Raw genomic sequence first — 21,710 nt, 5'->3', positions numbered from 1 at the left:
GGCCCGGCATCCAGGCCTGCCCTGCGGAAGGCATGCGCCCGGCCATACAATCGAATCCAGTATAGCGGCGCCCTGCCGCGAAAACCTTCGTGCGTTGCCGCGCTTCGTGCCAGTCTGTTCCGCCCTCTTTCGCTACGTGCTGCACTCGTCGTCGATCCGTTCTGCCGTGGCCGTGCTGGCCGCGTTGTTGTGCTCGGCCGCCGTGCTGGCTGCGGGTGAGCCGCCGGACCTGTCGCGCGAAATCGAACGCATCTTCCGTGCCGGTGACCGCAGCCTGGCCTTCCAGCGCATCGACCAGGCCATTGCGGCGCAACCCGACAACGCCCGGCTGCGCTTTCTGCGCGGCGTGATGTTGTCGGAAACGCAGCGTGAGCCCGAAGCCATGGCGGTGTTCGAGCGCCTGACGCAGGATTACCCCGACCTGCCCGAGCCCTATAACAACCTGGCCGTGCTGCATGCTGCACGCGGCCAGCTCGACAGCGCGCGCGAACTATTGGAAGCCGCACTGCGCAACGACCCGGCCTACCTGGCCGCGCGCGAAAATCTGGGCGACGTTTTCGTTCGCCTGGCTTTGCGGGCCTATGAACAAGCCGGCGCGGCCGCCCGGGTGGACGCGTCGCTGCAACGCAAACTGCGCCTGGTGCGCGAACTTGCTGCCCGCTGAATCCGCAGCACCGAACAGCCCCCGAACAGGAGACTTCCCGACATGCGTTACGCCCCCCATCGCTGGGCCCTCGGCCTGGCCATCGGTCTCGCCCTCAGCGGTGCTGCCAGCGCCCAAAAGGTGCGGCTGTCGACCAACCAGGGCGACATCGTGCTGCAACTCGAGGCCGAGAAAGCGCCCAAGACGGTCGACAACTTCGTGCAGTACGTGAAGGCCGGCCACTACAACGGTACGGTGTTCCATCGTGTCATCGGCAACTTCATGATCCAGGGCGGCGGCTTCAGTGCCGACATGAAGGAAAAGCCGACCCGCCCGCCTATTCCGCTGGAAGCACGCGGTGGCCTGTCGAACCAGCGCGGCACGCTGGCCATGGCCCGCACGGCGGCGCCGAATTCGGCCACCGCGCAGTTCTTCATCAACGTCAACGACAACCTGTTCCTCGACGCCGCGAATTCGCGCGATGGCAACGGCTACGCGGTGTTCGGCCGCGTGGTCGAAGGCATGGAGGTGGTCGACAAGATCAAGGCCATGCCCACCGGCGCCAAGGGCGACTACCAGGACGTTCCCACGACCCCCGTCGTGATCAACAAGGCCACATTGGAGAAGTGACATGAGCAAATTCGTCGAAATGACCACCAGTGCAGGCACGCTGCGCATCGAGCTCGATGACGTGAAGGCACCGGCCAGCGTCGAGAATTTCCTGGCCTACGTTCGCAGCGGCCACTACGACGGCACGGTGTTCCACCGCGTCATCAAGGGCTTCATGGTCCAAGGCGGCGGGTTCGCCGTCGGCATGAACCAGAAGCCCACGCGCGAAGCGATCAACAACGAGGCCAACAACGGCCTGAAGAACAACAAGTACACACTGGCCATGGCACGCACCAACGCGCCGCATTCGGCCACGGCGCAGTTCTTCATCAACGCGGCCGACAACGAATTCCTGAACTTCAAGTCCGAATCGCCGCAGGGTTGGGGCTATGCGGTGTTCGGCAAGGTGGTGGCGGGCACCGAGGTCGTCGACCAAATCGAGCGCGTGGCCACCGGCCGCAAGGGATCTCACGACGACGTGCCGACCACCGACGTGGTGATCGAGAAGGTCGTCGAAGTCGACTGATCCCGCCGTGACGCCGATCGCCGAATGGCGGGCCGACCCGCGCTGGTCGGCGATCGACCTGCTGTCGGACGTGCACCTGCACGCCGACATGCCGCGTACTTTCGACGTTTGGCGGCAGCATTTGCTGGACACGCCGGCCGATGCGGTGCTGATGCTGGGCGACGTGTTCGAGGTCTGGGTCGGCGACGATGCCCGCTTGGATGCGTTCGAGCAGCAGTGCTGCGAGGTGCTGCGCCAGGCCACCGCACGGCGCAGCGTGGCCTTCCTGCCCGGCAACCGCGATTTCCTGGTCGGTGATGTGATGCTGCAGGCTTGCGGCGTGCAGCGCCTGGCCGACCCGACGCTGCTGCGAGCCTGGCAGCATCGCCTGCTGCTGACGCATGGCGATGCGCTGTGCCTGGCCGATGTCGATTACCAGCGCTTCCGGCAGGAAGTGCGCGGCGCCGATTGGCAGCAGCGCTTCCTGGCACAGCCGCTGGCCGAGCGCCAGCGCCAGGCACGTGCGATGCGCGATGCCAGCGCCGCCCACCAGGCGGCCATGGTGCCTGGCCAATGGTTCGATGTCGACGGCGCGGCTGCGGACGCGTGGCTCGCTGCAGCGGACGCCGACATGATGGTGCACGGCCACACGCACCGTCCCGCCGTGCACACCTTGCCCAGCGGCAAGCCACGCCATGTGCTGGGCGACTGGGATCTTGATGCAGCGGCGCCACGCGCACGGGCACTGCGCCTGACGGCACAAGGCCTGGCAGTGCTCGATCTCGCCGCGCGATGAAACGGCTGCTCGATCGCTGGCGAGCGCACCGCGAAGCGCGGGTGCTCGAACGCCGCGCCATCCCGGACGACCTGTGGGCGCTGACGCTGGCCCGGCTGCCGTTTCTGGCGCGACGTGCCGACGAGGACCTTGCACGTTTGCGCAAGCTGGCGAGCCTGTTCCTTGACGAGAAGGAATTCACCGGCGCCGGCGGCCTGGTCGTCGACGACAGCATGGCCGTGTACATTGCCGCCCAGGCCTGCTTGCCGGTGCTGCACATCGGCCTCGAACCGTACCGCAGCTTCGTCGGCATCGTCGTGCATCCGGACGAAGTGCAAGTGCAGCGTGAAGTGGTCGATGACGACGGTGTCGTCCATGTCTATGACGACGTGATCAGCGGCGAAGCCGTGGCCGGCGGCCCGATGATGCTGTCGTGGCACGACCTCACCGAAGGCGCGGCCACGGCCGAGCAGGCTTACAACGTCGTGATCCACGAGTTCGCGCATGTGCTCGACATGGGCGACGGCGACTCCGATGGTGTGCCGCCCCTGCCCTCGGCCCGGGCCCGCGACGACTGGATCGCGGTGATCGATGCCGAGTACGAGCGCTTCTGCGAAACCGTCGACAACGATGCCGAGACCGTGTTGGACCCGTATGGCGCGACCAGCGTGGACGAGTTCTTCGCGGTGGCGGCCGAATCGTTCTTCGTCACGCCCAAAGAGATGCGCGCCGAGCATCCCGTGTTGTACGAGATGCTGGCGCGCTACTTCCAGCAGGATCCCGCGACGTACTGACGCCGCCCGGACGTTCAGGCCGGGGTCGGTTCGGTCTTCGGCTTGTCGCTGCGCCGCGGCGGCTGGATGTCCAACTGCACTTCGCCGGCGTCGTCCACGTCCACTGTCAGGCGGCCGCCGTCGACGAGGCGGCCGAACAGCAGTTCGTCGGCCAGTGCACGGCGGATCGTGTCCTGGATCAGGCGCTGCATCGGCCGCGCGCCCATCAGCGGATCGAAGCCCTTCTTCGCCAGGTGCTTGCGCAAGGTGTCGGTGAAGGTCACTTCCACCTTCTTCTCCGCCAGTTGGCTTTCCAACTGCAGCAGGAACTTGTCGACCACGCGCATGATGATGTCTTCATCCAGCGCGCGGAAGCTCACCGTCGCATCCAGGCGGTTACGGAACTCCGGCGTGAACAGGCGCTTGATGTCGGCCATCTCGTCGCCGCGCTCGCGCGTCGTCGTGAAGCCAATGGTGGCCTTGTTCATCGTCTCGGCGCCGGCATTCGTCGTCATGATGATGATGACGTTGCGGAAATCGGCCTTGCGCCCGTTGTTGTCGGTGAGCGAGCCATGGTCCATCACCTGCAACAGTACGTTGTAGACGTCCGGATGGGCCTTCTCGATCTCGTCGAGCAGCAACACGCAATGCGGCTTCTTGGTCACCGCTTCGGTCAGCAGGCCGCCCTGGTCGAAACCGACGTAGCCCGGGGGCGCGCCGATCAGGCGACTGACCGCGTGGCGCTCCATGTACTCCGACATGTCGAAGCGGATCAGGTCGATGCCCAGGATGTAGGCCAATTGCTTGGCGACCTCGGTCTTTCCGACGCCGGTGGGACCGGAGAACAGGAAGGAGCCGATCGGCTTGTCCGGCTTGCCCAGGCCCGAGCGCGCCATCTTGATCGCGGCGGCCAGTGAATCCACCGCCTGGTCCTGGCCGAACACCACGCTTTTGAGGTCGCGGTCCAGGCTCTTCAGCTTGCTGCGGTCGTCGCTGGACACCGAGGCTGGCGGAATGCGCGCGATCTTGGCGACGATCTCTTCGACCTCGTTGCGGGTGATGGTCTTCTTCTGCTTGCTCTTGGGCAGGATGCGTTGCGCGGCACCGGCCTCGTCAATCACGTCGATGGCCTTGTCCGGCAGATGACGGTCGTTGATGAACTTGGCCGACAACTCCGCAGCCGCCTGCAGCGCGCCGAGCGCGTACTTGACGTTGTGGTGATCCTCGAAGCGCGACTTCAGGCCCTTCAGGATCTCGATCGTCTGCTCGACCGTCGGCTCGACCACGTCGATCTTCTGGAAGCGCCGCGACAGCGCGGCGTCCTTCTCGAAGATGCCACGGTACTCGGTGAAGGTGGTGGCGCCGATGCACTTCATCGCGCCGTTGGACAGCGCGGGTTTGAGCAAGTTGCTGGCGTCCAGCGTACCGCCCGACGCTGCGCCGGCACCGATCAAGGTGTGGATCTCGTCGACGAACAAAATCGCGTTCGGCTGGTCCTTCAGCTGCTTGAGCACACCCTTCAGCCGCTGCTCGAAATCGCCGCGGTACTTGGTGCCGGCCAGCAGCGCGCCCATGTCCAGCGCATAGACGGTGGATTCGGCCAGCACTTCGGGCACGTCGTTCTGCGTGATGCGCCACGCCAGGCCCTCGGCGATGGCGGTCTTGCCGACACCGGCCTCACCGACCAGCAGCGGGTTGTTCTTGCGCCGGCGGCACAGCACCTGGATCACCCGCTCGACCTCGGATTCGCGGCCGATCAGCGGATCGATCTTGCCTTCGCGGGCCTGCTGGTTGAGATTCGATGTGAACTGGTCCAGCGGCGAACCCTTGGCGTCGCCACCGGCCTCTTCCTTCTCGCCCTCGTTGCTGCCCTCGTTGGGCTTGGTGGGCTCCGGCGGCTCGGACTTCTTGATGCCGTGGGCGATGTAGTTGACGACGTCCAGCCGTGTCACGCCCTGCTGGTGCAGGTAGTACACCGCATGCGAATCCTTCTCGCCGAAGATGGCCACCAGCACGTTGGCGCCGGTGACTTCCTTCTTGCCCGAGCCGGTGGATTGCACATGCATGATCGCGCGCTGGATCACCCGCTGGAAGCCCAGCGTCGGTTGCGTGTCGACCTCTTCGGTGCCGCCGACGGTCGGCGTGTTTTCCTTGATGAAGGTGGTCAGGCTCTTGCGCAGATCATCAATATTGGCCGCGCAGGCCTTCAGCACTTCAGCAGCCGAGGGGTTGTCCAACAGCGCGAGCAACAGGTGCTCGACGGTGATGAACTCGTGGCGCTGCTGGCGTGCTTCCACGAACGCCATGTGCAGGCTGACTTCCAGTTCTTGCGCAATCATGCGGCCTCCATAATGCACTGCAGCGGATGCCCGGCGCGACGCGCCGCGGCTAGTACGAGTTCGACCTTGGTAGCGGCGACGTCCTTGGTGTAGACCCCGCAGACGCCGCGCCCTTCGTGATGGATCTTCAGCATGATCTGTGTGGCCGTCTCAAGATCACGCTTGAAGTATTGCTGCAAAACCATGACCACGAACTCCATCGGGGTGTAGTCGTCGTTGAGCAGGACCACCTGGTACATCTGGGGTGGTTTGGTGCGAGCAGTCTTGCGCTCCGCCACGACGGCACCGGCGTCGTCCCGGCGAGGGGCTACGGGCGGCGGCGCAGGCGGCGAAGGAGGGTCGGCCTCGGGCATGGCTCATTCTATCGACTTGGGTACGAGCGGGTCGGATGCTCGCCATATTGCGCCATCCTGGTTGAACGCAAGCCGTGAAAAGCGGCGCGTGAACGCCGCAGTTGCACCGCACGGCCACGCCACAGCACATGGTCGCCGGAACTGTAGGGGATTCTGGACATCGTTCGGTCCAGGTTACCGCCTTGACGCCTTGCTTTGACACCGACCAGAATTTTCCCGGGTTGTAGAGATATCTCAGGGAGCAATAAACATGCAAACAGGCACCGTGAAATGGTTCAACGACGCCAAAGGCTTCGGCTTCATCGAACCCGAGGCCGGCGGGCCGGACGTCTTCGCACATTTCTCAGCGATCGAAATGGATGGCTACCGCACCCTTAAACAGGGCGGAAAGGTCATCTACGACTTGGTCCAGGGACCGAAAGGCAACCTGGCACAAAGCATCAAGCCGCTGTCATCGTCCATGTCATCGGGCTGATCGTCCAACGACTGCCCCGTGGCAAAAAGGCCCGCATTCGCGGGCCTTTTTTTTCTGCTGCGCCGCGACAGCCAATCCATGATTGCAAACAGGAACGATTCGCATTAGTATTCGTTCACTGAACATCACCGCCGTCGGCCCGCACACGCCAGCTCCGTCGCAAGCCGTGCTTCCTTCAGAACACGACTGAACGATGAACCTGAATGAGACACCCGTCGCGCTCGCACTGGCTGCACTCGCGACCGCTGCTCCTCATGCCGCCCTGGCCCAGGCTGCTGTCCCTGACGCCTCGAGCCCGCCTGCGATCACCGTCACCGCAACACGCACGGAACGGCACGTGGACGAGGTGCCCAACACCGTGACGGTGACGCCCGCCTCGGCCATAGAAAAGGCTGGCGCACGGGACATCAAGGACGTGTTCCGCGACGAGTTGGACATCACCGTGCGCGCTCAGCCCACACGCTTCAGTTCGTCCGGCGGCACGGCACGGGCGGGCAACGAAGGCGCCCCCCAACTGACACCATGAACATCACGGTCGGAACCCTGATGAGCCTGCAGTCCTACAGCCTCGGCCGGCGCGCCCGGAAGCAGCAGCTCATTCGCCACCGGCGCGAGCGCAGCGTGGCGCTCGGGCCCTGCATGCGCCTGCAGTTCGAGGACGAGCAGATCATCCGTTATCAGATCCAGGAAGTGCTGCACGTCGAGCGCCTCGCTCATCCGGACGCCGTGCAGCACGAAATCGACACCTACGCCCACTTGGTGCCCGACGGCAGCAACTGGACGGCAACGCTGATGATCGAGCTGCCGGACGCCGGCGAACGCCGCCGCGAACTGCCGCTGCTCAACGAAGCCGCGCACGCCGTTTATGTGGACGTGCCGCGCCACGCCCGTGTCGTCGCACAGGCCAACGAAGACCAGCCCGACCGCCACCTGACGCGGCCATCGGCGGTGCACTTCCTGCGCTTTCAGCTGCCAGAGTCGCTGCGCGCCGCGCTGCTGGGCGGTGCCCCTGCCACGCTGGGTTGCGCGCACTGCCAGTACGAATTCCGTCGCGTCATTCCGACCGCGACGATCGAGCGACTGCGCCGCGACCTGATGGTCGGGACGCACAAGCTGGACGGCGTGGTTTCCTCAGCCCTGCTCGATCGCTGACGCAGGCTTGCTCGCCTCAATCAATTCACCCAGACGCCTGTCATGCATCAACTCGACACCGACGAACACGGCCCCTGCCTGACCGGCGACCCCGCGCTGCCGGCACTGCAAGCCCCTTCGACCCTCGACGCGCCGCCGGTGCATTGAACGCGAGGCATCACCATGTGCAAGTCCGACCCCGCTGGCGAACGAAGCCGTCCCGTAACCCGCCGCACGCTAGCCCACGCGTTCGGCGTGCGCGACGCCGCGCTGCTACGGCGCTGGGACCGCATCGGCATTGGCGTGCGCTGCGCCTACAACCCGATGGGGCCCTCTGCCTTGCGGCACTATCTGGATGCCGGTCGGCGGGTGGTTTCCTGCGGCGTGCTGTCCGAGTTGCTGGTGCACCGCCGCATGCTGACCGTGCTGCTGCAAACCGCGCACGACGAAGCGCTGCCCTGGTACTGGCGCAGCGTGTGCCTGGAGTACACCACGCTGCCGCTGGCCCGGCTGCATGCGCTGATGAAGCATCACGACCCGATGGCCTGCCACGCGCTGGACTGCGCCGTGCAGAGTACGCACGACGTGCTGGCCGCGGCACACGCACGACCAGGCCGGCGTTGAGAGCTCGCCCGTCGTGAGTGCAAGTCGTCCGCCCTTGTCGCAGCGGCTGCTGTCGCCCGACCATGAGCAGGCTTCGCCCTTGGCGCGCCGAGCGCTGGTGGCAGGCGTGATCGGCATCCATGGGCTGGCCGGCTGGTCGTGCGTGTGGAGATCGACACCCATGGCCGCGCACGCCAGGTGCTACTGACGCAATCGTCCGGCGCCAATCGGCTGGGCGAAGCGGTCCTGGCCGCCGTGCGCGCCGCGCGCTTCAAGCCCTACACCGAAAACGGCGAGCCGCTGGTCGTGTGGACCACGGTGCCCATCGTCTTCGAACTGGACAGCTGACGCTCGACGAAGCCACGTCGCTGCGCATGGCCCGCTGCCGGGCTTGAGCACGCCGGTGCAGCGTGGCAGGATCATGCCGGTGACCAGCAGACCCACCGCAGCTCAGCACCTGCGCGACCTTGCACGGCTGCGCCGCGTTCGCGACCGCATCGACCGGGAATACGCGCAGCCGCTGGACGTCGAAGCGCTCGCCCGCGGCGTGCACATGTCGGCCGGGCACCTCAGCCGCCAGTTCCGGCTGGCCTACGGCGAGTCCGTCTACGCCTATCTGATGACGCGCCGCATCGAGCGCGCGATGGCGCTGCTGCGTCGTGGCGATTTGAGCGTCACCGAGATCTGTTTCGAGGTCGGCTGTGCGTCGCTGGGCACCTTCAGCACCCGTTTCACCGAACTGGTTGGTTTGTCGCCCAGTGCCTATCGGCGCCAAGGGGCGCCCGAGACCGCGGGGATCCCGTCCTGCGTATCGAAACAGGTCACTCGACCGATCAGGAATCGAGAAGCGCCGGTCACCGACCCGCCACTAGACTGACCGCCATGGACTTCACCCCTTTCGGAGACTGAGCACCATGGCCATCACCATCCACACCAGCTTTCTGCCGCACACCGACCCGGACGCCTCTCTGGCTTTCTATCGCGACACCCTCGGCTTCGAGGTCCGCAAGGACGTCGCCTATGGCGGCAGGCGCTGGATCACGGTCGGCCCCACCGGGCAGCCCGACACGTCCATCGTCCTGGAGCCGCCGGCCGCCGACCCCGGCCTCACCGACGACGAGCGCCGCACCATCGCCGAAATGATGGCCAAGGGCACCTATGCCCGCCTCATCCTGGCCACGGCCGACCTCGACGGCACCTTCGAGCGTTTGCAGGCCAGCGGCGCCGAGGTCATCCAGGAGCCCATCGATCAGCCCTACGGCGTGCGCGACTGTGCCTTTCGCGATCCCGCTGGCAACCACATCCGCATCAACCAGCTGCGCTGAAGCAAGGACACGATGAACAAGGTGAAGAGCAAGGACCCGCAGGCGCCTGCGCAGCGCGGCGCCGACCGCCACGATCGGATCCGCGTGCAAGGCGCGCGCGTGAACAACCTCAAGGACATCAGCGTCGAGCTGCCGAAGCGCCGGCTGACGGTGTTCACCGGCGTCTCCGGCTCGGGCAAGAGTTCGCTGGTGTTCGGCACCATCGCCGCCGAGTCGCAGCGCTTGATCAACGAGACCTACAGCACCTTCGTGCAGGGCTTCATGCCGACGCTGGCGCGGCCCGAGGTCGACGTGCTGGAAGGGCTGACGACCGCGATCATCGTCGACCAGCAGCGCATGGGCGCCGACGCCCGTTCCACGGTCGGCACCGCGACCGACGCCAACGCGATGCTGCGCATCCTCTTCAGCCGGCTGGGGCAACCGCACATCGGCTCGCCCAGCGCGTTCGCCTTCAACGTGCCCTCGGTCCGGGCCGTCGGTGCGATCACCGTCGAACGCGGTGAAGGCAAGACCAAGACCGTGAAGCAGACCTTCAACCGCCTCGGCGGCATGTGTGCACGCTGCGAGGGCATGGGCTCGGTCACCGACTTTGACCTGGCCGCGCTGTACGACGACAGCAAGTCACTCAACGAGGGCGCGCTCGCGATCCCCGGCTACAGCATGGACGGCTGGTACGGCCGCATCTTCCGCGGCTGCGGCTTCTTCGACGCGGACAAGCCGATCCGCAAGTTCACCAAGAAAGAGCTGAACGACCTGCTCTACAAGGAGCCGACCAAGATCAAGGTCGACGGCATCAACCTGACGTACACCGGGCTGATCCCGCAGATCCAGAAGTCCTTCCTGTCCAAGGACGTCGACGCGCTGCAGCCGCACATCCGCGCGTTCGTGGAGCGGGTGGTGACGTTCAGCACCTGCCCCGAGTGCGGCGGCACGCGGCTCAGCGAGACCGCACTGTCCTCCAGGATCAAGAAGCTCAACATCGCCGACGCCTGCGCGATGCAGATCAGCGACCTCGCCGAGTGGGTCCGGGGCCTGGCCGAGCCCTCGGTCGCGCCGCTGCTCGCAACGCTGCGGCAGACGCTTGACTCGTTCGTGGAGATCGGCCTCGGCTACCTCTCGCTGGACCGGCCCTCCGGCACGCTGTCGGGCGGCGAGGCGCAGCGCGTCAAGATGATCCGCCACCTCGGCTCCTCGCTCACGGACGTCACCTACGTCTTCGACGAGCCCACCATCGGCCTGCATCCCCACGACATCCAACGCATGAACGAGCTGCTGCTGCGGCTGCGCGACAAGGGCAACACGGTGCTCGTCGTCGAGCACAAGCCGGAGGCGATTGCGATCGCCGACCACGTCGTCGACCTCGGCCCCGGCGCCGGCACGGCGGGCGGCACCGTCTGCTACGAGGGCAGCCTGGAAGGCCTGCGGGCCAGCGGCACCCTCACGGGCCGCCACCTCGACGACCGGGCCACGCTCAAGCAGACGCTGCGCACCGCCACCGGCAGGCTTTCGATCCGCGGCGCCAGCACCCACAACCTGCAGCAGGTCGACGTCGACATCCCGCTCGGCGTGCTCTGCGTGATCACCGGCGTCGCCGGGTCGGGCAAGAGTTCGCTCGTGCACGGGTCGATCCCCGCCGGCACCGGCGTGGTCACGGTGGACCAGGGCGCGATCCGCGGCTCGCGACGCAGCAACCCGGCGACCTACAGCGGACTGCTGGACCCGATCCGCAATGCCTACGCGAAGGCCAACGGCGTGAAGCCGGCGCTGTTCAGCGCCAACTCCGAGGGCGCCTGCCCCGGCTGCAACGGCGCCGGCGTGATCTACACCGACTTGGGCGTGATGGCCGGCGTCGCCATCCCCTGCGAGGAGTGCGAGGGCAAGCGCTTCCAGGCCTCTGTGCTGGACTACCACCTCGGCGGCCGCGACATCAGCGAGGTGCTGGCGATGTCGGTGAGCGAGGCCCAGGCGTTCTTCGGCAGCGGCAAGGCACACACGCCGGCCGCGCACGCGATCCTCGAGCGGCTGGCCGACGTGGGGCTGAGCTACCTCAGCCTGGGACAGCCGCTCCCTTCGCTGTCCGGTGGCGAGCGGCAGCGGCTCAAGCTGGCCACCCACATGGCCGAGAAGGGCGGCATCTACGTGCTCGACGAGCCGACCAGCGGCCTCCACCTGGCCGATGTTGAGCAACTGCTCGGCCTGCTCGACCGGCTCGTCGACGCCGGCAAGTCGGTCATCGTCATCGAGCACCACCAGGCGGTCATGGCGCACGCCGACTGGATCATCGACCTCGGCCCTGGCGCCGGCCACGACGGCGGCCGCATCGTCTTCGAGGGCCCACCCGCCAAGCTCGTCGCCGCGCGCTCCACCCTCACCGGCAAGCACCTCGCGGCCTACGTCGGCAGCTGATCGCGCTGCCGACGCGTTGCGTCAGATGCAGCGAGCCTTACTGAGGCGCCGCGGGACCCATGGCGTCGATCATCACCTGTCCGAAGCCCGAGCACGAAACCTGCGTCGCACCGTCCATCAGGCGCGCGAAGTCATAGGTGACCTTCTTGCTGAGGATGGACTGCTCCATCGACGAGATGATCAGGTCGGCGGCTTCCTTCCAGCCCATGTGGCGCAGCATCATCTCGGCCGAGAGGATTTCCGAACCCGGGTTCACGTAGTCCTTGCCGGCGTACTTGGGCGCCGTGCCGTGCGTGGCTTCGAAGCAGGCCACCGAATCGGACATGTTCGCGCCCGGCGCAATGCCGATGCCGCCGACTTGCGCCGCCAGCGCGTCGGAGATGTAGTCGCCATTCAGGTTCAGCGTCGCAATCACCGAATACTCGGCCGGGCGCAGCAGGATCTGCTGCAGGAACGCGTCGGCAATCGAATCCTTGATCACGATGTCCTTGCCGGATTTCGGGTTCTTGAACTTGCACCACGGGCCGCCGTCGATCGGTTCGGCGCCGAATTCCTTCTGTGCCAGGCCATAGGCCCAATCACGGAAGCCACCCTCGGTGAACTTCATGATGTTGCCCTTGTGCACGATGGTGACGCTGGGCTTGTCGTTGTCGATGGCGTACTGGATGGCCTTGCGCACCAGACGCTCGGTGCCTTCGCGCGAGACCGGCTTGATGCCGATGCCCGAGGTGTTCGGGAAGCGGATCTTCTTGACGCCCATTTCGTCGATCAGGAACTTGATCAGCTTCTTGGCCTTGTCGCTCTCGGCCTCGTACTCGATGCCGGCGTAGATGTCTTCCGAGTTCTCGCGGAAGATCACCATGTTGGTCTTCTCGGGCTCCTTCACCGGTGAGGGCACGCCCTTGAAGTACTGGATCGGACGCAGACAGACATAGAGGTCCAGTTCCTGGCGCAGCGCGACGTTCAGCGAACGGATGCCACCGCCAACCGGGGTGGTCAGCGGGCCCTTGATCGAAACCACGTATTCGCGCAGGGCAGCCAGCGATTCTTCGGGCAGCCAAACATCGGGGCCATAGACCTTGGTCGATTTTTCGCCGGCGTAGATCTCCATCCAGTGGATCTTCTTCTTGCCGGCATAGGCCCTTTGCACCGCAGCATCAACGACCTTGATCATCACCGGCGTGATATCCAGGCCGGTGCCGTCACCCTCGATGAACGGAATGATCGGCTGGTCGGGCACGTTGAGCGAGAAGTCAGCGTTGACGGTGATCTTCTGCCCGCCTTCGGGCACCTTGATGTGCTGATACATGAGGTTTGGCTCCGCGCGCTGCGCTCGAATTGGGGTTAACCAAAAGATTTTATGTCACACGTGCTGTCAACCGACTCGCTGGCCGCCACGTTTCGGTGAGGCCCTGCCCAATGTAGGCGGGGTGAATTCAAACTTTCGAAAGGCACTTTCACATGAACAAGCTCCTGGCCGCCCTGATCGCCGCCGCTTTCGCCACCGCCGGCGCCTACGCCGCTGACGCCAAGAAGGAAGAAAAGAAGGCCGACGCTCCGGCTGCCGCCGCTTCCGGCGCCAAGGCCGAGAAGAAGGAAGCCAAGAAGGCTGAAGCCGCTCCGGCCGCTTCCGCTGCCAAGAAGTAATCTTGGTTTGGCTCGGCAACCGCCCTGCGGTGGTTGCCTACCGAAACGCCCAGCCTTGGCTGGGCGTTTTTCATTCAGACGTGCGGCACACCGCCGATAATCCGTGGCTCCGATCCGGAGTCTCTGCATGATCCCCATCAAGTTCGGCGCCTCGGTGGCCGCCCTCACGCTGGCCTTCATCGGCACCGCGGCTCTTGGCCAGGCCGCCGGCCAGCCGCAGCAGTTGCAGGCCATCACCTTGAGCGCAGGCATGCACAACATCCGCGCCCAGGTGGCGCTGACGCCGGAGCAGCGCCAGATCGGCCTGATGCATCGCCGCGAAATGCCGACCAACGAGGGCATGCTGTTCGTCTTCGAGGAGCCGCAGCCGCAATGCTTCTGGATGAGGAACACGCTGCTGCCGCTGAGCATCGCCTTCGTCGCCGACGATGGCAGCATCGTCAACCTGGCCGATATGCAGCCGATGAACGAGGCCTCGCACTGCTCGGCCAAACCGGTGCGTTATGCACTGGAGATGAACCAGGGCTGGTTTGCCAAGCGCGGCATCAAAGCCGGCATGAAGCTGGGCGGCGCGCCGTTCGCAAAGTAGCCCGCGGCACGGCGGTCTGGCAGGCTCAGGCCGCCAGCCGGATCGTGAAGCGCATGCCCGGCACCTGCGGCCGCGTTGCCGCCTCCAGCGTGCCGCCCATGCGCTCGACGATCTCGCGCGCAATCGCCAGGCCCAGGCCGGTGCCGCCGTCGTTGCGCACATCGGCGCGCTCGCCGCGCCAGAACGGTTCGAACAGGCGGCCCAACTGCTCGGGCGCGACGCCGGGACCGTCGTCCTCGACCTCGACGCGCGCCGGCAGCTGCGCATCGGCCGGCTGCACGCGCAAGCTGATGTGCTCGCCGCCGTAGCGCAGCGCGTTGTCCAGCAGGTTCACCAGCACCTCGCCGAACCACAGCGGGTGGATGCGCGCCGCCACCGGCGCGTCAGGCGCTTCCAGCGTGATCGAGCGGCCGGCCTTCAAGGCCCGCAGCACCAGCGGCTCGGTGGCTTCGCGCAATACAGGCACGATGTCCTGAGTGTGGTGCTCGGCGTCGACGGCCAGCGAGGTCTCCGAGCGGGCCAGGCTCAGCAGCTGGCCGATCAGCCGCGCCATGCGGTCGCTTGAACTCAGCAGTTGCGCCAGCACCGGCTGCCAGGGCCGGTTGGCGTCGGCCGGCGTCACCGCCGCCAGCTCCTGCTGCAGGTCCTGCAGCAGCACGCGCATGCCGGCCACCGGCGTGCGCAGCTGGTGGGCCGCATCGGCAATGAAGCGGCGCTGCACCGACATCGATCGCTGCACGTTGTCCAGCAAGGTGTTGATGCGCTCGATCAGCGGCACCGCTTCGGCCGGCACCTGCTGCAGCGGCAGCGGTCGCCAGTCCTGCGTGGCCCGGGCTGCCACTTCGCTGGCGACGTCGCGCAGCGGCTGCAGGCCGCGGCGGATGCCCCAGGCCAGCAGCGCGAAGGTGATGGCGCCCAGCGCCACCGAGGGCAGCACGATGCCGATCTGGATGTCGCGCATCGCATCGGCGCGCTTGCGCGTGCTCTCGACCACGATGATCGAGACGCGCCGGTCCAGCATCGGCGACATCACCGTGAACACCGCGCCGCGCACCGGCTCGCCGGCGTAGACATCGTCGAACACCGTGGGCTGCTGCACGCTGTGGCCGAGCAGGGCCACCGGTATCGGGATGCGGCCCTCGCCGGCCAGCACATAACCATCGACATCGATCATCGCGAAGGCATTGCGGTCGGCGCGGTCCCAGGTGACCAGCTCCATGGCCTGGCGCGTCAGGTCCAGCAGCGGCCCGCGGTCGGTCCAGATCACCTTGCTGGCCAGCGCACTGGCCTCGTCCTGCAGGCCGCGGTCGAAGGCCGCATTGGCGGCGGCGCGGGCCAGCAGCAGCGCGCCGGCCACGGCGATCGCCATGCCCAGCGCCCAGACCCAGAACAGCGGCTGCAGCAGCTGGCGGCGCAGGCTGGGGCCGTGCGCAGGCAGCCGGCCCGGGGCGGTGCTCAAGGCTCAGGCCAGGCCATGGGCCGGCGCGGGCGGCGGCTCGCCGGGCGGCGGTGCGGGCTCCATGACGTAGCCGAAGCCGCGCACGGTCTTGATCACCACGCCCAGTTCGGCGAAGCGCTTGCGCAGCCGGTGCACGTAGACCTCGACCGAGTTTTCGCTGAAGTCGGCGTCCCAGCTCGACATCGTGCCGATGATGCTTTCCTTGGGCACGACCCGGCCGGCGCGCTGCATCAGCAACTGCGTCAGGGCGATTTCGCGCGGGCTCATGCGCACCCGTTCGCCGCGGTGCATCAGCTCGCGGTGCGCCAGGTCCAGCGTCAGTTCACCCACGGTGAGAACCTCGTCGATGCGGCCATCGGAGCGGCGCTTCAGGGCCCGCAGCCGGGCCACCAGTTCAGGCACATCGAAGGGCTTGGTCAGGTAGTCGTCGGCACCGGCGTTGAGGCCTTGCACCCGGTCGCTCAGCTCGTCGCGGGCGGTCAGCAGCAGCACCGGCAGGCGCGCGCCGCGGCTGCGCCAGTGGCGCAGCACCTCCATACCGTCGCGCCGCGGCAAGCCCAGGTCCAGCACCGCCACGTCGTACTGGCCGGCCAGGCCTTCGGCCATCGCCTGCTGGCCATCGCCCAGCACGTCGACACGCCAGCCTTCGCGCTCGAACGCGCGGCTGATGCCCAGGCTCAGCGCGGTGTCGTCTTCAACCAGCAGGATTCGCATGGGCCGGAATGCTAAGGCCGCGCTCCATGAAAAAGGCCGGTCGAGGACCGGCCCGATCTGGGGAAAACCCCGAACGGTCAGCCGAAGTTGGCTTCGGCGAACGACCAGTTCACGAGCGAGCTCAGGAAGGTCTCGACGAACTTCGGCCGCGCATTGCGGTAGTCGATGTAGTAGGCGTGTTCCCACACATCGATCGTCAGCAGCGGCTTGTCGGTGCCGGTCAGCGGCGTCGCGGCGTTGCTGGTGTTGACCAGGTCCACCGAGCCGTCGGTCTTCTTGACCAGCCAGGTCCAGCCGGAACCGAAGTTGCCGACCGCGCTCTTCGTGAAGGCTTCCTTGAAGGCCGCGTAGCTGCCCCACTTGGCATTGATCGCCGCGGCCAGCGCGCCGCCGGGCTCACCGCCGCCGGCGGGCTTCATGCTGTTCCAGAAGAAGGTGTGGTTCCAGACCTGGGCAGCGTTGTTGAAGATCGGGCCGCTGGACTTGCGCACCACGTCTTCGAGCGGCAGGCCGGCGAATTCGGTGCCGGGCACCAGGTTGTTCAGGTTGGTGACATAGGCCTGATGGTGCTTGCCGTAGTGGAACTCGAAGGTCTCCTTCGAGATGTGCGGCGCGAGCGCGTCGTTGGCATACGGCAGTGGCGGCAGTGTGAAGCTTGACATGCGATGTGTCCTTGACAGAAGCGGCGCCCCACGAGGGCCCCGGGGGTTGGGTTCGGCCGCATTGTAGGCAGTGGCCACGGCCGTTCAAGGTCGAGATCCCGCTGCCGGCGCGGGCTTTGCCGGGGGCATGGCACATGCCCGCGCGGGGCTCAATCCGCCGGCGGCGTGGGCTGGATATCGACCACGTCCACCTGGGCCTGGCCATCGGCCCATTGCGCGCTGAGGCGCTGGCCGCGCTGCAGGCGGCGACTCGACGTGATGGCATGGCCATCGGCATCGGTCAGCCAGGCATAGCCGCGCGCCAGCACATGGTGCGGGTCGGCTGCCTGCAGCCGCCATTGCATCTGCGTCAAGCGATCCTGCTGGCCCTGCAGTCGGCGCTGCACAGCATTGCGCAGGCGGTGCGCCAGGTCGTCCAGTGTCAGCCGGCGCAGCTGCGACGCATGCGCCACGGCCAAGCGGCCGCGTGTGCGCAGCTGGTCCAGCCGCGCTTGTTGCTGCGCCAGCAAGCGGGCCGGCCGGCCCAACTGCAAAGCCAGCAGATCCAGGCGCTGCGCCTGGCTGTCCAGGCGGCGATGGGCCGCGCGCTGCAGCTGCGATTGCAGCTGCGACAGGCGCGCCAGCGCTTCGTCGCGCCGCGGCGTGGCCAGCTCGGCGGCAGCGGTGGGCGTGGGCGCGCGCAGGTCGGCGGCCAGCTCGGCCAGCGTCAGGTCGGTCTCGTGGCCGACGCCGCAGACCACCGGGATCGGGCAGGCCGCCACCGCCCGCACGACCTGCTCGTCATTGAAGGCCCACAGGTCGTCGAGGCTGCCACCGCCGCGGCAGACGATCAGGGTTTGCACTTCGGCACGCGCGCCCGCCAGTTCGATCGCGCGCACCAGCTGGGCCGGTGCCTCGCTGCCCTGCACTGCGCTCGGATAAACCACCACCTCGACCTGCGGCGCACGACGACCGATGGCGGTGAGCACATCGTGCAGCGCTGCCGCGCCTAGCGAGGTGACAACGCCGATGCGGCGCGGGAACGGGTCGATGGCCCGCTTGCGGCCGGGATCGAACAGGCCCGCGGCCTCCAGCTTGGCCTTCAGGCGCAGGAACAACTCGTACAGCGAGCCGGCCCCCAGGCGCTGCATCGCCTCGACGACACATTGCAGCTCACCGCGCGCTTCATAGACCGACACGCGGCCGCGCAGCTCGACCAGCTGGCCGTCCGCTGGCCGGAAGTCCAGCAGGCTGGCGGCACGCCGGAACATCGCGCAGCGCAGCACGGCCGCCTGGCCTTCATCGTCCTTCAGCGTGAAGTAGCAATGGCCGCTGCTGGCCCGGGTGAAGCTGGAGAGCTCACCGCGGATCGTCACCGAGCCCAGGCGAGCTTGCAGCGCGTCGCTGGCGGCCAACAGCAAGGCCGCCACGGTCCAGGTGTGCACATGCGGACCATCGCTCACTGGGCGCCCCTCCGCGGCCATGCCGCGCTGCGGATTTCCCCAGGCAGCGCACCAAGCGGGGGCTCGCCCGGAGACCCGTCACGAAACTGTCGCAATGGTGCAAGTCCTTGATTTGAAAGCAGAAAATGCTGCGCAAAAATGAGGCAATCTAATCGAAAGGCCGAATCTGCGCCATTCGGGACCATCGCGCACCGGCTTGCCCACAAACTTATCCACAGAAGCAGTGAATAGTTCGGCGGGGAGGTAGTTCGTGGCCCAGCCGCCCCGGAAGGGATGCACCTCGCACCCACCGGGCCTCCCGGCCAAGACGGCCCGGCGCATACCGCCATAATCCCGCCACGCCGGCAGTGTGCCCGGCTTCCGCAAGCCCCCGAAGACATCCGAAGAGGACCCTTTTGCTGTCGATCATACAAGCGGCCGGCTGGCCGATCTGGCCCTTGATCCTGTGTTCCGTGGTCGGCCTGGCGCTGGTGGTCGAGCGCCTGATCAGCCTGCGCGAACGCCGCATCGCCCCCCCGAAACTGCTGGACGAGGTGCTCACCGTTACCCGCCAGAGCCTGCCCGCCGCCGATGTGGTCGCCAAGCTGAACGACAACTCGGTGCTTGGGCAGGTGCTGGCCACCGGGCTGCGCGCGGTGAGCGCGGATCCCCGCATCAACGAGTCCACGCTGCGGCTGGTGTTCGAGAACGCCGGCCGCGTCAGCGTGCACCAGCTGGAGCGCTACCTGAACACGCTGGGCACCATTGCCGCCGCGGCGCCCTTGCTGGGGCTGTTCGGCACGGTGGTCGGCATGATCGAGATCTTCGGCTCCCAGGCGCCCACCGGGGCCTCGAACCCAGCGCTGCTGGCGCACGGCATCTCGGTGGCGCTGTACAACACCGCGTTCGGGCTGATCATCGCCATTCCGGCACTCATCGCCTACCGCTACTTCCGCGGCCGGGTCGATGAATATGCGCTGGCGCTGGAGCAGGCGGCCGAGCGCATGGTGCCGCACCTGCTGCGCTTTGCGCTGCGTTCCGCCCCGTCGACCCCGGCGGTCTGAACCTCACCGGGTCGATCATGAACTTCCGCCATCGCCGGCCCGAAGAGCCGGAAATCAACCTGATCCCGTTCATCGACGTGCTGCTGGTGGTGCTGATCTTCCTGATGCTGTCCACGACCTACAGCAAGTATTCCGAGCTGCAGATCACCTTGCCGGTGGCCGATGCCGAGCGGCTGAAGGAACGCCCGGGCGAAATCCTGGTGTCGGTCAGCGCCGAGGGCCGCTACCTGGTGAACCGGCAGCCGATCGAGGGTCGCAGTGTCGAACTGCTCACCGCCGCGCTGCAGGCGGCGGCCGCGGCCGGCAGCGGCGAGCAGAGCGTGGTGATCGTCTCGGCCGATGCCCTGGCCGCGCACCAGTCGGTGATCAACGTGCTCGATGCGGCGCGCCGCGCCGCGCTGCCGCGGCTGACCTTCGCAACGCAGGTGAATGGCGGCAATCGCTAACACCCGATGAGCGCGGACCCTGCAGGGTCCGGGCGGGCCCGCCGGGCCGCCTGGTGGATCGCGCAGTGGCAACAACCGGGCCCGGCCCAGGCGGTGCTGCTGCCGCTGTCGTGGCTGTTTGCCGGGCTGTCCGCCGCGCGTCGGCAGCTGTACCGCTGGGGTGTGCTGCGCAGCCATGCAGTGCCGCGGCCGGTGATCGTGGTCGGCAACCTGATCGCCGGCGGTGCCGGCAAGACGCCGGTGGTCATCGCGCTGGTGCAACTGCTGCGGCAGATGGGCCACGTACCCGGCGTGATTTCGCGCGGCCATGGCGGCCGCCATACCGATGGCGCGCGGCTGGTGACCCACAGCAGCGACCCGGCCGAAGTCGGCGACGAGCCGCTGCTGATCCACCTGCGCACGGGTGCGCCGGTGGCGGTGGCACGGCAGCGTGTGCTGGCCGCCCAGGCGCTGTGCCAGGCCCACCCGGCGGTCACCGTGTTGGTGGCCGACGACGGCCTGCAGCACCTGGCCTTGGCCCGCGACCTGGACGTGCTGGTGTTCGACGATCGCGGCATCGGCAACGGCCGCCTGTTGCCTGCCGGGCCGCTGCGCCAGCACCTACCCGCCGCGCTGCCGCCGCGCACGCTGGTGATCTACGGCGCTGGCCAGCCCAGCACGCCGCTGCCGGGCTTCATCGGCTGGCGCCGACTGGGCACCATCTTCACGCTGCAGGACTGGTGGGTCACCGACGCGGTGACCAGCCGCGTCGTGCGCCTGCGCGACCGGCCACTGCTGGCGGCGGCCGGACTGGCGCGGCCGGAAGCCTTCTTCACGATGCTGGAAGCGCAGGGCCTGAAGATCACACGCCTGCCCTTGCCGGATCATTTCGACTACGCCACCCTGCCCTGGCCGCCCGACACGCCGGACGTCATCGTCACCGAGAAGGATGCCGTCAAGCTGCGGCCCGACCGCGTGGGCCGGACCCAGGTCTGGGTGGCAACGCTAGACTTCGCCCTGCCCGCCGACTTCCAGGCGGCGCTGCAGCGCCTGCTGCCGCCCGCCGCACCCACCCGATGAGCCTGGACCACCGCCTGATCGAACTGCTCGTCTGCCCCTTGTGCAAGGGCCCGCTGACGCTGGCCCGCGATGCGCAGAATCGCGGCACCGAACTGCAATGCCCGGCCGACCGGCTGGCCTTCCCGATCCGCGACGGCATCCCAATCATGCTGGAGTCCGAGGCGCGGACTTTCGACCCCGACGCCACCGCGGCGCCATGAGCGCCTGAGGACCACGCAATGAGCTTCACGGTGCTGATTCCCGCGCGGCTGGCCAGTTCGCGCCTGCCGAACAAGCCGCTGGCCGACATCGCCGGCCTGCCGATGATCGTGCGCGTGGCGCAGGCCGCCGCCGCCAGCGCCGCGACCCGCGTGGTGGTAGCGGCCGATGCCCCCAGCATCGTCGAGGCCTGCGCGCAGCACGGCGTGGCGGCGCTGCTGACGCGCAGCGACCACCCCAGCGGCAGCGACCGCCTGGCCGAAGCCTGCGAACAGCTGGGACTGGACGGCGACGACCTGGTGCTCAATGTGCAGGGCGACGAACCGCTGATCGGCGCCGCGATGATCGATGCCTGCGCGCAGCTGCTGCGCGATCGGCCGGACTGCGTGATGTCCACCGTCGCCCATGCCATCGACGACGTGGCCGAGTTCAGCAACCCGAACGTCGTCAAGGTGGTGCTCGATGCGCAGTCGCGCGCGCTGTACTTCTCCCGCGCACCCATCGCCTGGTGGCG

General features: G+C 67.2%; 26 protein-coding genes and 1 pseudogene. 20 read left to right on the top strand and 7 right to left on the bottom strand.

Features of this window, described 5'->3' with window-relative positions:
- Positions 1-106 precede the first annotated feature (106 nt).
- Genes VLK61_RS08205 through VLK61_RS08185 form a run of 5 tightly spaced genes read left to right on the top strand, consistent with a single transcriptional unit; the run spans position 107 to position 3,326 of the window.
- Complete coding sequence (locus VLK61_RS08205) at positions 107-664, top strand: tetratricopeptide repeat protein (RefSeq protein ID WP_325420024.1); 558 nt, start codon at positions 107-109, stop codon at positions 662-664.
- Positions 665-706: 42 nt separating this feature from the next.
- On the top strand, positions 707-1,273 hold the full coding sequence (locus VLK61_RS08200) for a peptidylprolyl isomerase (protein WP_325420022.1): 567 nt from the start codon (positions 707-709) through the stop codon (positions 1,271-1,273).
- A 1-nt stretch (position 1,274) separates the two neighbouring features.
- A complete protein-coding gene (locus VLK61_RS08195; RefSeq protein ID WP_325420020.1) occupies positions 1,275-1,778 on the top strand; it encodes a peptidylprolyl isomerase in 504 nt (167 codons plus the stop codon).
- A 7-nt stretch (positions 1,779-1,785) separates the two neighbouring features.
- Positions 1,786-2,553: a UDP-2,3-diacylglucosamine diphosphatase gene (locus VLK61_RS08190; RefSeq protein ID WP_325420018.1), complete on the top strand. Its 768-nt coding sequence runs from the start codon at positions 1,786-1,788 to the stop codon at positions 2,551-2,553.
- Positions 2,550-3,326, top strand: a complete 777-nt coding sequence (locus VLK61_RS08185; RefSeq protein WP_325420016.1) for a zinc-dependent peptidase — start codon at positions 2,550-2,552, stop codon at positions 3,324-3,326. The genes VLK61_RS08190 and VLK61_RS08185 overlap by 4 nt, the downstream gene beginning before the upstream one ends.
- 14 nt (positions 3,327-3,340) lie before the next feature.
- On the opposite strand, the gene clpA is transcribed toward VLK61_RS08185, so the two are convergent.
- Together clpA and clpS are read right to left on the bottom strand one after the other, a co-directional pair.
- The gene (gene clpA, locus VLK61_RS08180) at positions 3,341-5,644 is read right to left on the bottom strand and encodes an ATP-dependent Clp protease ATP-binding subunit ClpA (protein ID WP_325420014.1); all 2,304 of its coding nucleotides are present in this window, start codon (positions 5,642-5,644) and stop codon (positions 3,341-3,343) included.
- The gene (gene clpS / locus VLK61_RS08175; protein ID WP_325420012.1) at positions 5,641-5,997 is read right to left on the bottom strand and encodes an ATP-dependent Clp protease adapter ClpS; all 357 of its coding nucleotides are present in this window, start codon (positions 5,995-5,997) and stop codon (positions 5,641-5,643) included. Before clpS ends, clpA begins: the two co-directional genes overlap by 4 nt.
- A 250-nt stretch (positions 5,998-6,247) precedes the next feature.
- Here clpS and VLK61_RS08170 point away from each other — a divergent pair, with 250 nt between their 5' ends.
- The 8 genes and pseudogenes from VLK61_RS08170 to VLK61_RS08135 all read left to right on the top strand — a co-directional run bounded on the left by VLK61_RS08170 (position 6,248) and on the right by VLK61_RS08135 (position 11,937).
- The gene (locus tag VLK61_RS08170; protein ID WP_325420010.1) at positions 6,248-6,472 is read left to right on the top strand and encodes a cold shock domain-containing protein; all 225 of its coding nucleotides are present in this window, start codon (positions 6,248-6,250) and stop codon (positions 6,470-6,472) included.
- Positions 6,473-6,665: 193 nt separating this feature from the next.
- The gene (locus tag VLK61_RS08165) at positions 6,666-6,998 is read left to right on the top strand and encodes a hypothetical protein (RefSeq protein WP_325420008.1); all 333 of its coding nucleotides are present in this window, start codon (positions 6,666-6,668) and stop codon (positions 6,996-6,998) included.
- Entirely contained in the window at positions 6,995-7,624 is a 630-nt protein-coding gene (locus VLK61_RS08160; protein WP_325420007.1) for a DUF3501 family protein, read from the top strand. Before VLK61_RS08165 ends, VLK61_RS08160 begins: the two co-directional genes overlap by 4 nt.
- Positions 7,625-7,786: 162 nt before the next feature.
- A complete protein-coding gene (locus VLK61_RS08155) occupies positions 7,787-8,227 on the top strand; it encodes a hypothetical protein (RefSeq protein ID WP_325420005.1) in 441 nt (146 codons plus the stop codon).
- 123 nt (positions 8,228-8,350) lie between these two features.
- Positions 8,351-8,554, top strand: a pseudogene (locus VLK61_RS08150) (TonB family protein); the annotation flags it as partial.
- A 79-nt stretch (positions 8,555-8,633) separates the two neighbouring features.
- Positions 8,634-9,083, top strand: coding sequence for a helix-turn-helix transcriptional regulator (locus VLK61_RS08145; protein ID WP_325420003.1), 450 nt, complete (start codon positions 8,634-8,636; stop codon positions 9,081-9,083).
- A gap of 37 nt (positions 9,084-9,120) precedes the next feature.
- Positions 9,121-9,531 (top strand): VOC family protein, encoded by a 411-nt coding sequence (locus VLK61_RS08140; RefSeq protein WP_325420001.1) that lies wholly within the window; start codon positions 9,121-9,123, stop codon positions 9,529-9,531.
- A 12-nt stretch (positions 9,532-9,543) separates the two neighbouring features.
- Positions 9,544-11,937, top strand: coding sequence for an excinuclease ABC subunit UvrA (locus VLK61_RS08135; protein ID WP_325419999.1), 2,394 nt, complete (start codon positions 9,544-9,546; stop codon positions 11,935-11,937).
- Between the two features lie 37 nt (positions 11,938-11,974).
- Here VLK61_RS08135 and icd read toward each other — a convergent pair whose 3' ends face one another.
- Positions 11,975-13,246 (bottom strand): NADP-dependent isocitrate dehydrogenase, encoded by a 1,272-nt coding sequence (gene icd / locus VLK61_RS08130; RefSeq protein WP_325419997.1) that lies wholly within the window; start codon positions 13,244-13,246, stop codon positions 11,975-11,977.
- A 152-nt stretch (positions 13,247-13,398) separates the two neighbouring features.
- Here icd and VLK61_RS08125 point away from each other — a divergent pair, with 152 nt between their 5' ends.
- Together VLK61_RS08125 and VLK61_RS08120 are read left to right on the top strand one after the other, a co-directional pair.
- Positions 13,399-13,584 (top strand): hypothetical protein, encoded by a 186-nt coding sequence (locus VLK61_RS08125; protein ID WP_325419995.1) that lies wholly within the window; start codon positions 13,399-13,401, stop codon positions 13,582-13,584.
- Positions 13,585-13,711: 127 nt separating this feature from the next.
- Positions 13,712-14,173 carry a DUF192 domain-containing protein gene (locus tag VLK61_RS08120; protein ID WP_325419993.1) on the top strand — a complete coding sequence of 154 codons (462 nt, stop codon included), beginning with the start codon at positions 13,712-13,714 and terminating at the stop codon, positions 14,171-14,173.
- 25 nt (positions 14,174-14,198) lie between these two features.
- On the opposite strand, the gene VLK61_RS08115 is transcribed toward VLK61_RS08120, so the two are convergent.
- The 4 genes from VLK61_RS08115 to xseA form a co-directional block, all read right to left on the bottom strand.
- A complete protein-coding gene (locus tag VLK61_RS08115; RefSeq protein ID WP_325419991.1) occupies positions 14,199-15,632 on the bottom strand; it encodes a sensor histidine kinase in 1,434 nt (477 codons plus the stop codon).
- Positions 15,633-15,635: 3 nt separating this feature from the next.
- Entirely contained in the window at positions 15,636-16,346 is a 711-nt protein-coding gene (locus tag VLK61_RS08110; protein WP_325419989.1) for a response regulator transcription factor, read from the bottom strand.
- Between the two features lie 77 nt (positions 16,347-16,423).
- Positions 16,424-17,008 carry a superoxide dismutase gene (locus VLK61_RS08105; RefSeq protein ID WP_325419988.1) on the bottom strand — a complete coding sequence of 195 codons (585 nt, stop codon included), beginning with the start codon at positions 17,006-17,008 and terminating at the stop codon, positions 16,424-16,426.
- A 149-nt stretch (positions 17,009-17,157) separates the two neighbouring features.
- Entirely contained in the window at positions 17,158-18,471 is a 1,314-nt protein-coding gene (xseA, locus tag VLK61_RS08100; RefSeq protein WP_414636785.1) for an exodeoxyribonuclease VII large subunit, read from the bottom strand.
- A 374-nt stretch (positions 18,472-18,845) separates the two neighbouring features.
- Between xseA and VLK61_RS08095 the strand changes: the two genes are divergently transcribed.
- From VLK61_RS08095 to kdsB, 5 genes are all read left to right on the top strand, one after another.
- Positions 18,846-19,493, top strand: a complete 648-nt coding sequence (locus tag VLK61_RS08095; protein WP_325419984.1) for a MotA/TolQ/ExbB proton channel family protein — start codon at positions 18,846-18,848, stop codon at positions 19,491-19,493.
- Between the two features lie 17 nt (positions 19,494-19,510).
- The gene (locus VLK61_RS08090; RefSeq protein WP_325419982.1) at positions 19,511-19,939 is read left to right on the top strand and encodes an ExbD/TolR family protein; all 429 of its coding nucleotides are present in this window, start codon (positions 19,511-19,513) and stop codon (positions 19,937-19,939) included.
- Positions 19,940-19,945: 6 nt separating this feature from the next.
- The gene (gene lpxK / locus VLK61_RS08085) at positions 19,946-20,998 is read left to right on the top strand and encodes a tetraacyldisaccharide 4'-kinase (protein ID WP_325419980.1); all 1,053 of its coding nucleotides are present in this window, start codon (positions 19,946-19,948) and stop codon (positions 20,996-20,998) included.
- 2 nt (positions 20,999-21,000) lie between these two features.
- The gene (locus VLK61_RS08080) at positions 21,001-21,198 is read left to right on the top strand and encodes a Trm112 family protein (RefSeq protein ID WP_325420194.1); all 198 of its coding nucleotides are present in this window, start codon (positions 21,001-21,003) and stop codon (positions 21,196-21,198) included.
- Between the two features lie 18 nt (positions 21,199-21,216).
- Positions 21,217-21,710: 3-deoxy-manno-octulosonate cytidylyltransferase (gene kdsB, locus VLK61_RS08075; protein WP_325419978.1), on the top strand; the 494-nt coding region annotated here is incomplete at its 3' end.

The organism is Aquabacterium sp. (genome assembly GCF_035476535.1).
Lineage (GTDB): Bacteria > Pseudomonadota > Gammaproteobacteria > Burkholderiales > Burkholderiaceae_C > Pseudaquabacterium.
This window is presented reverse-complemented; position numbering and strand designations above follow the sequence as displayed.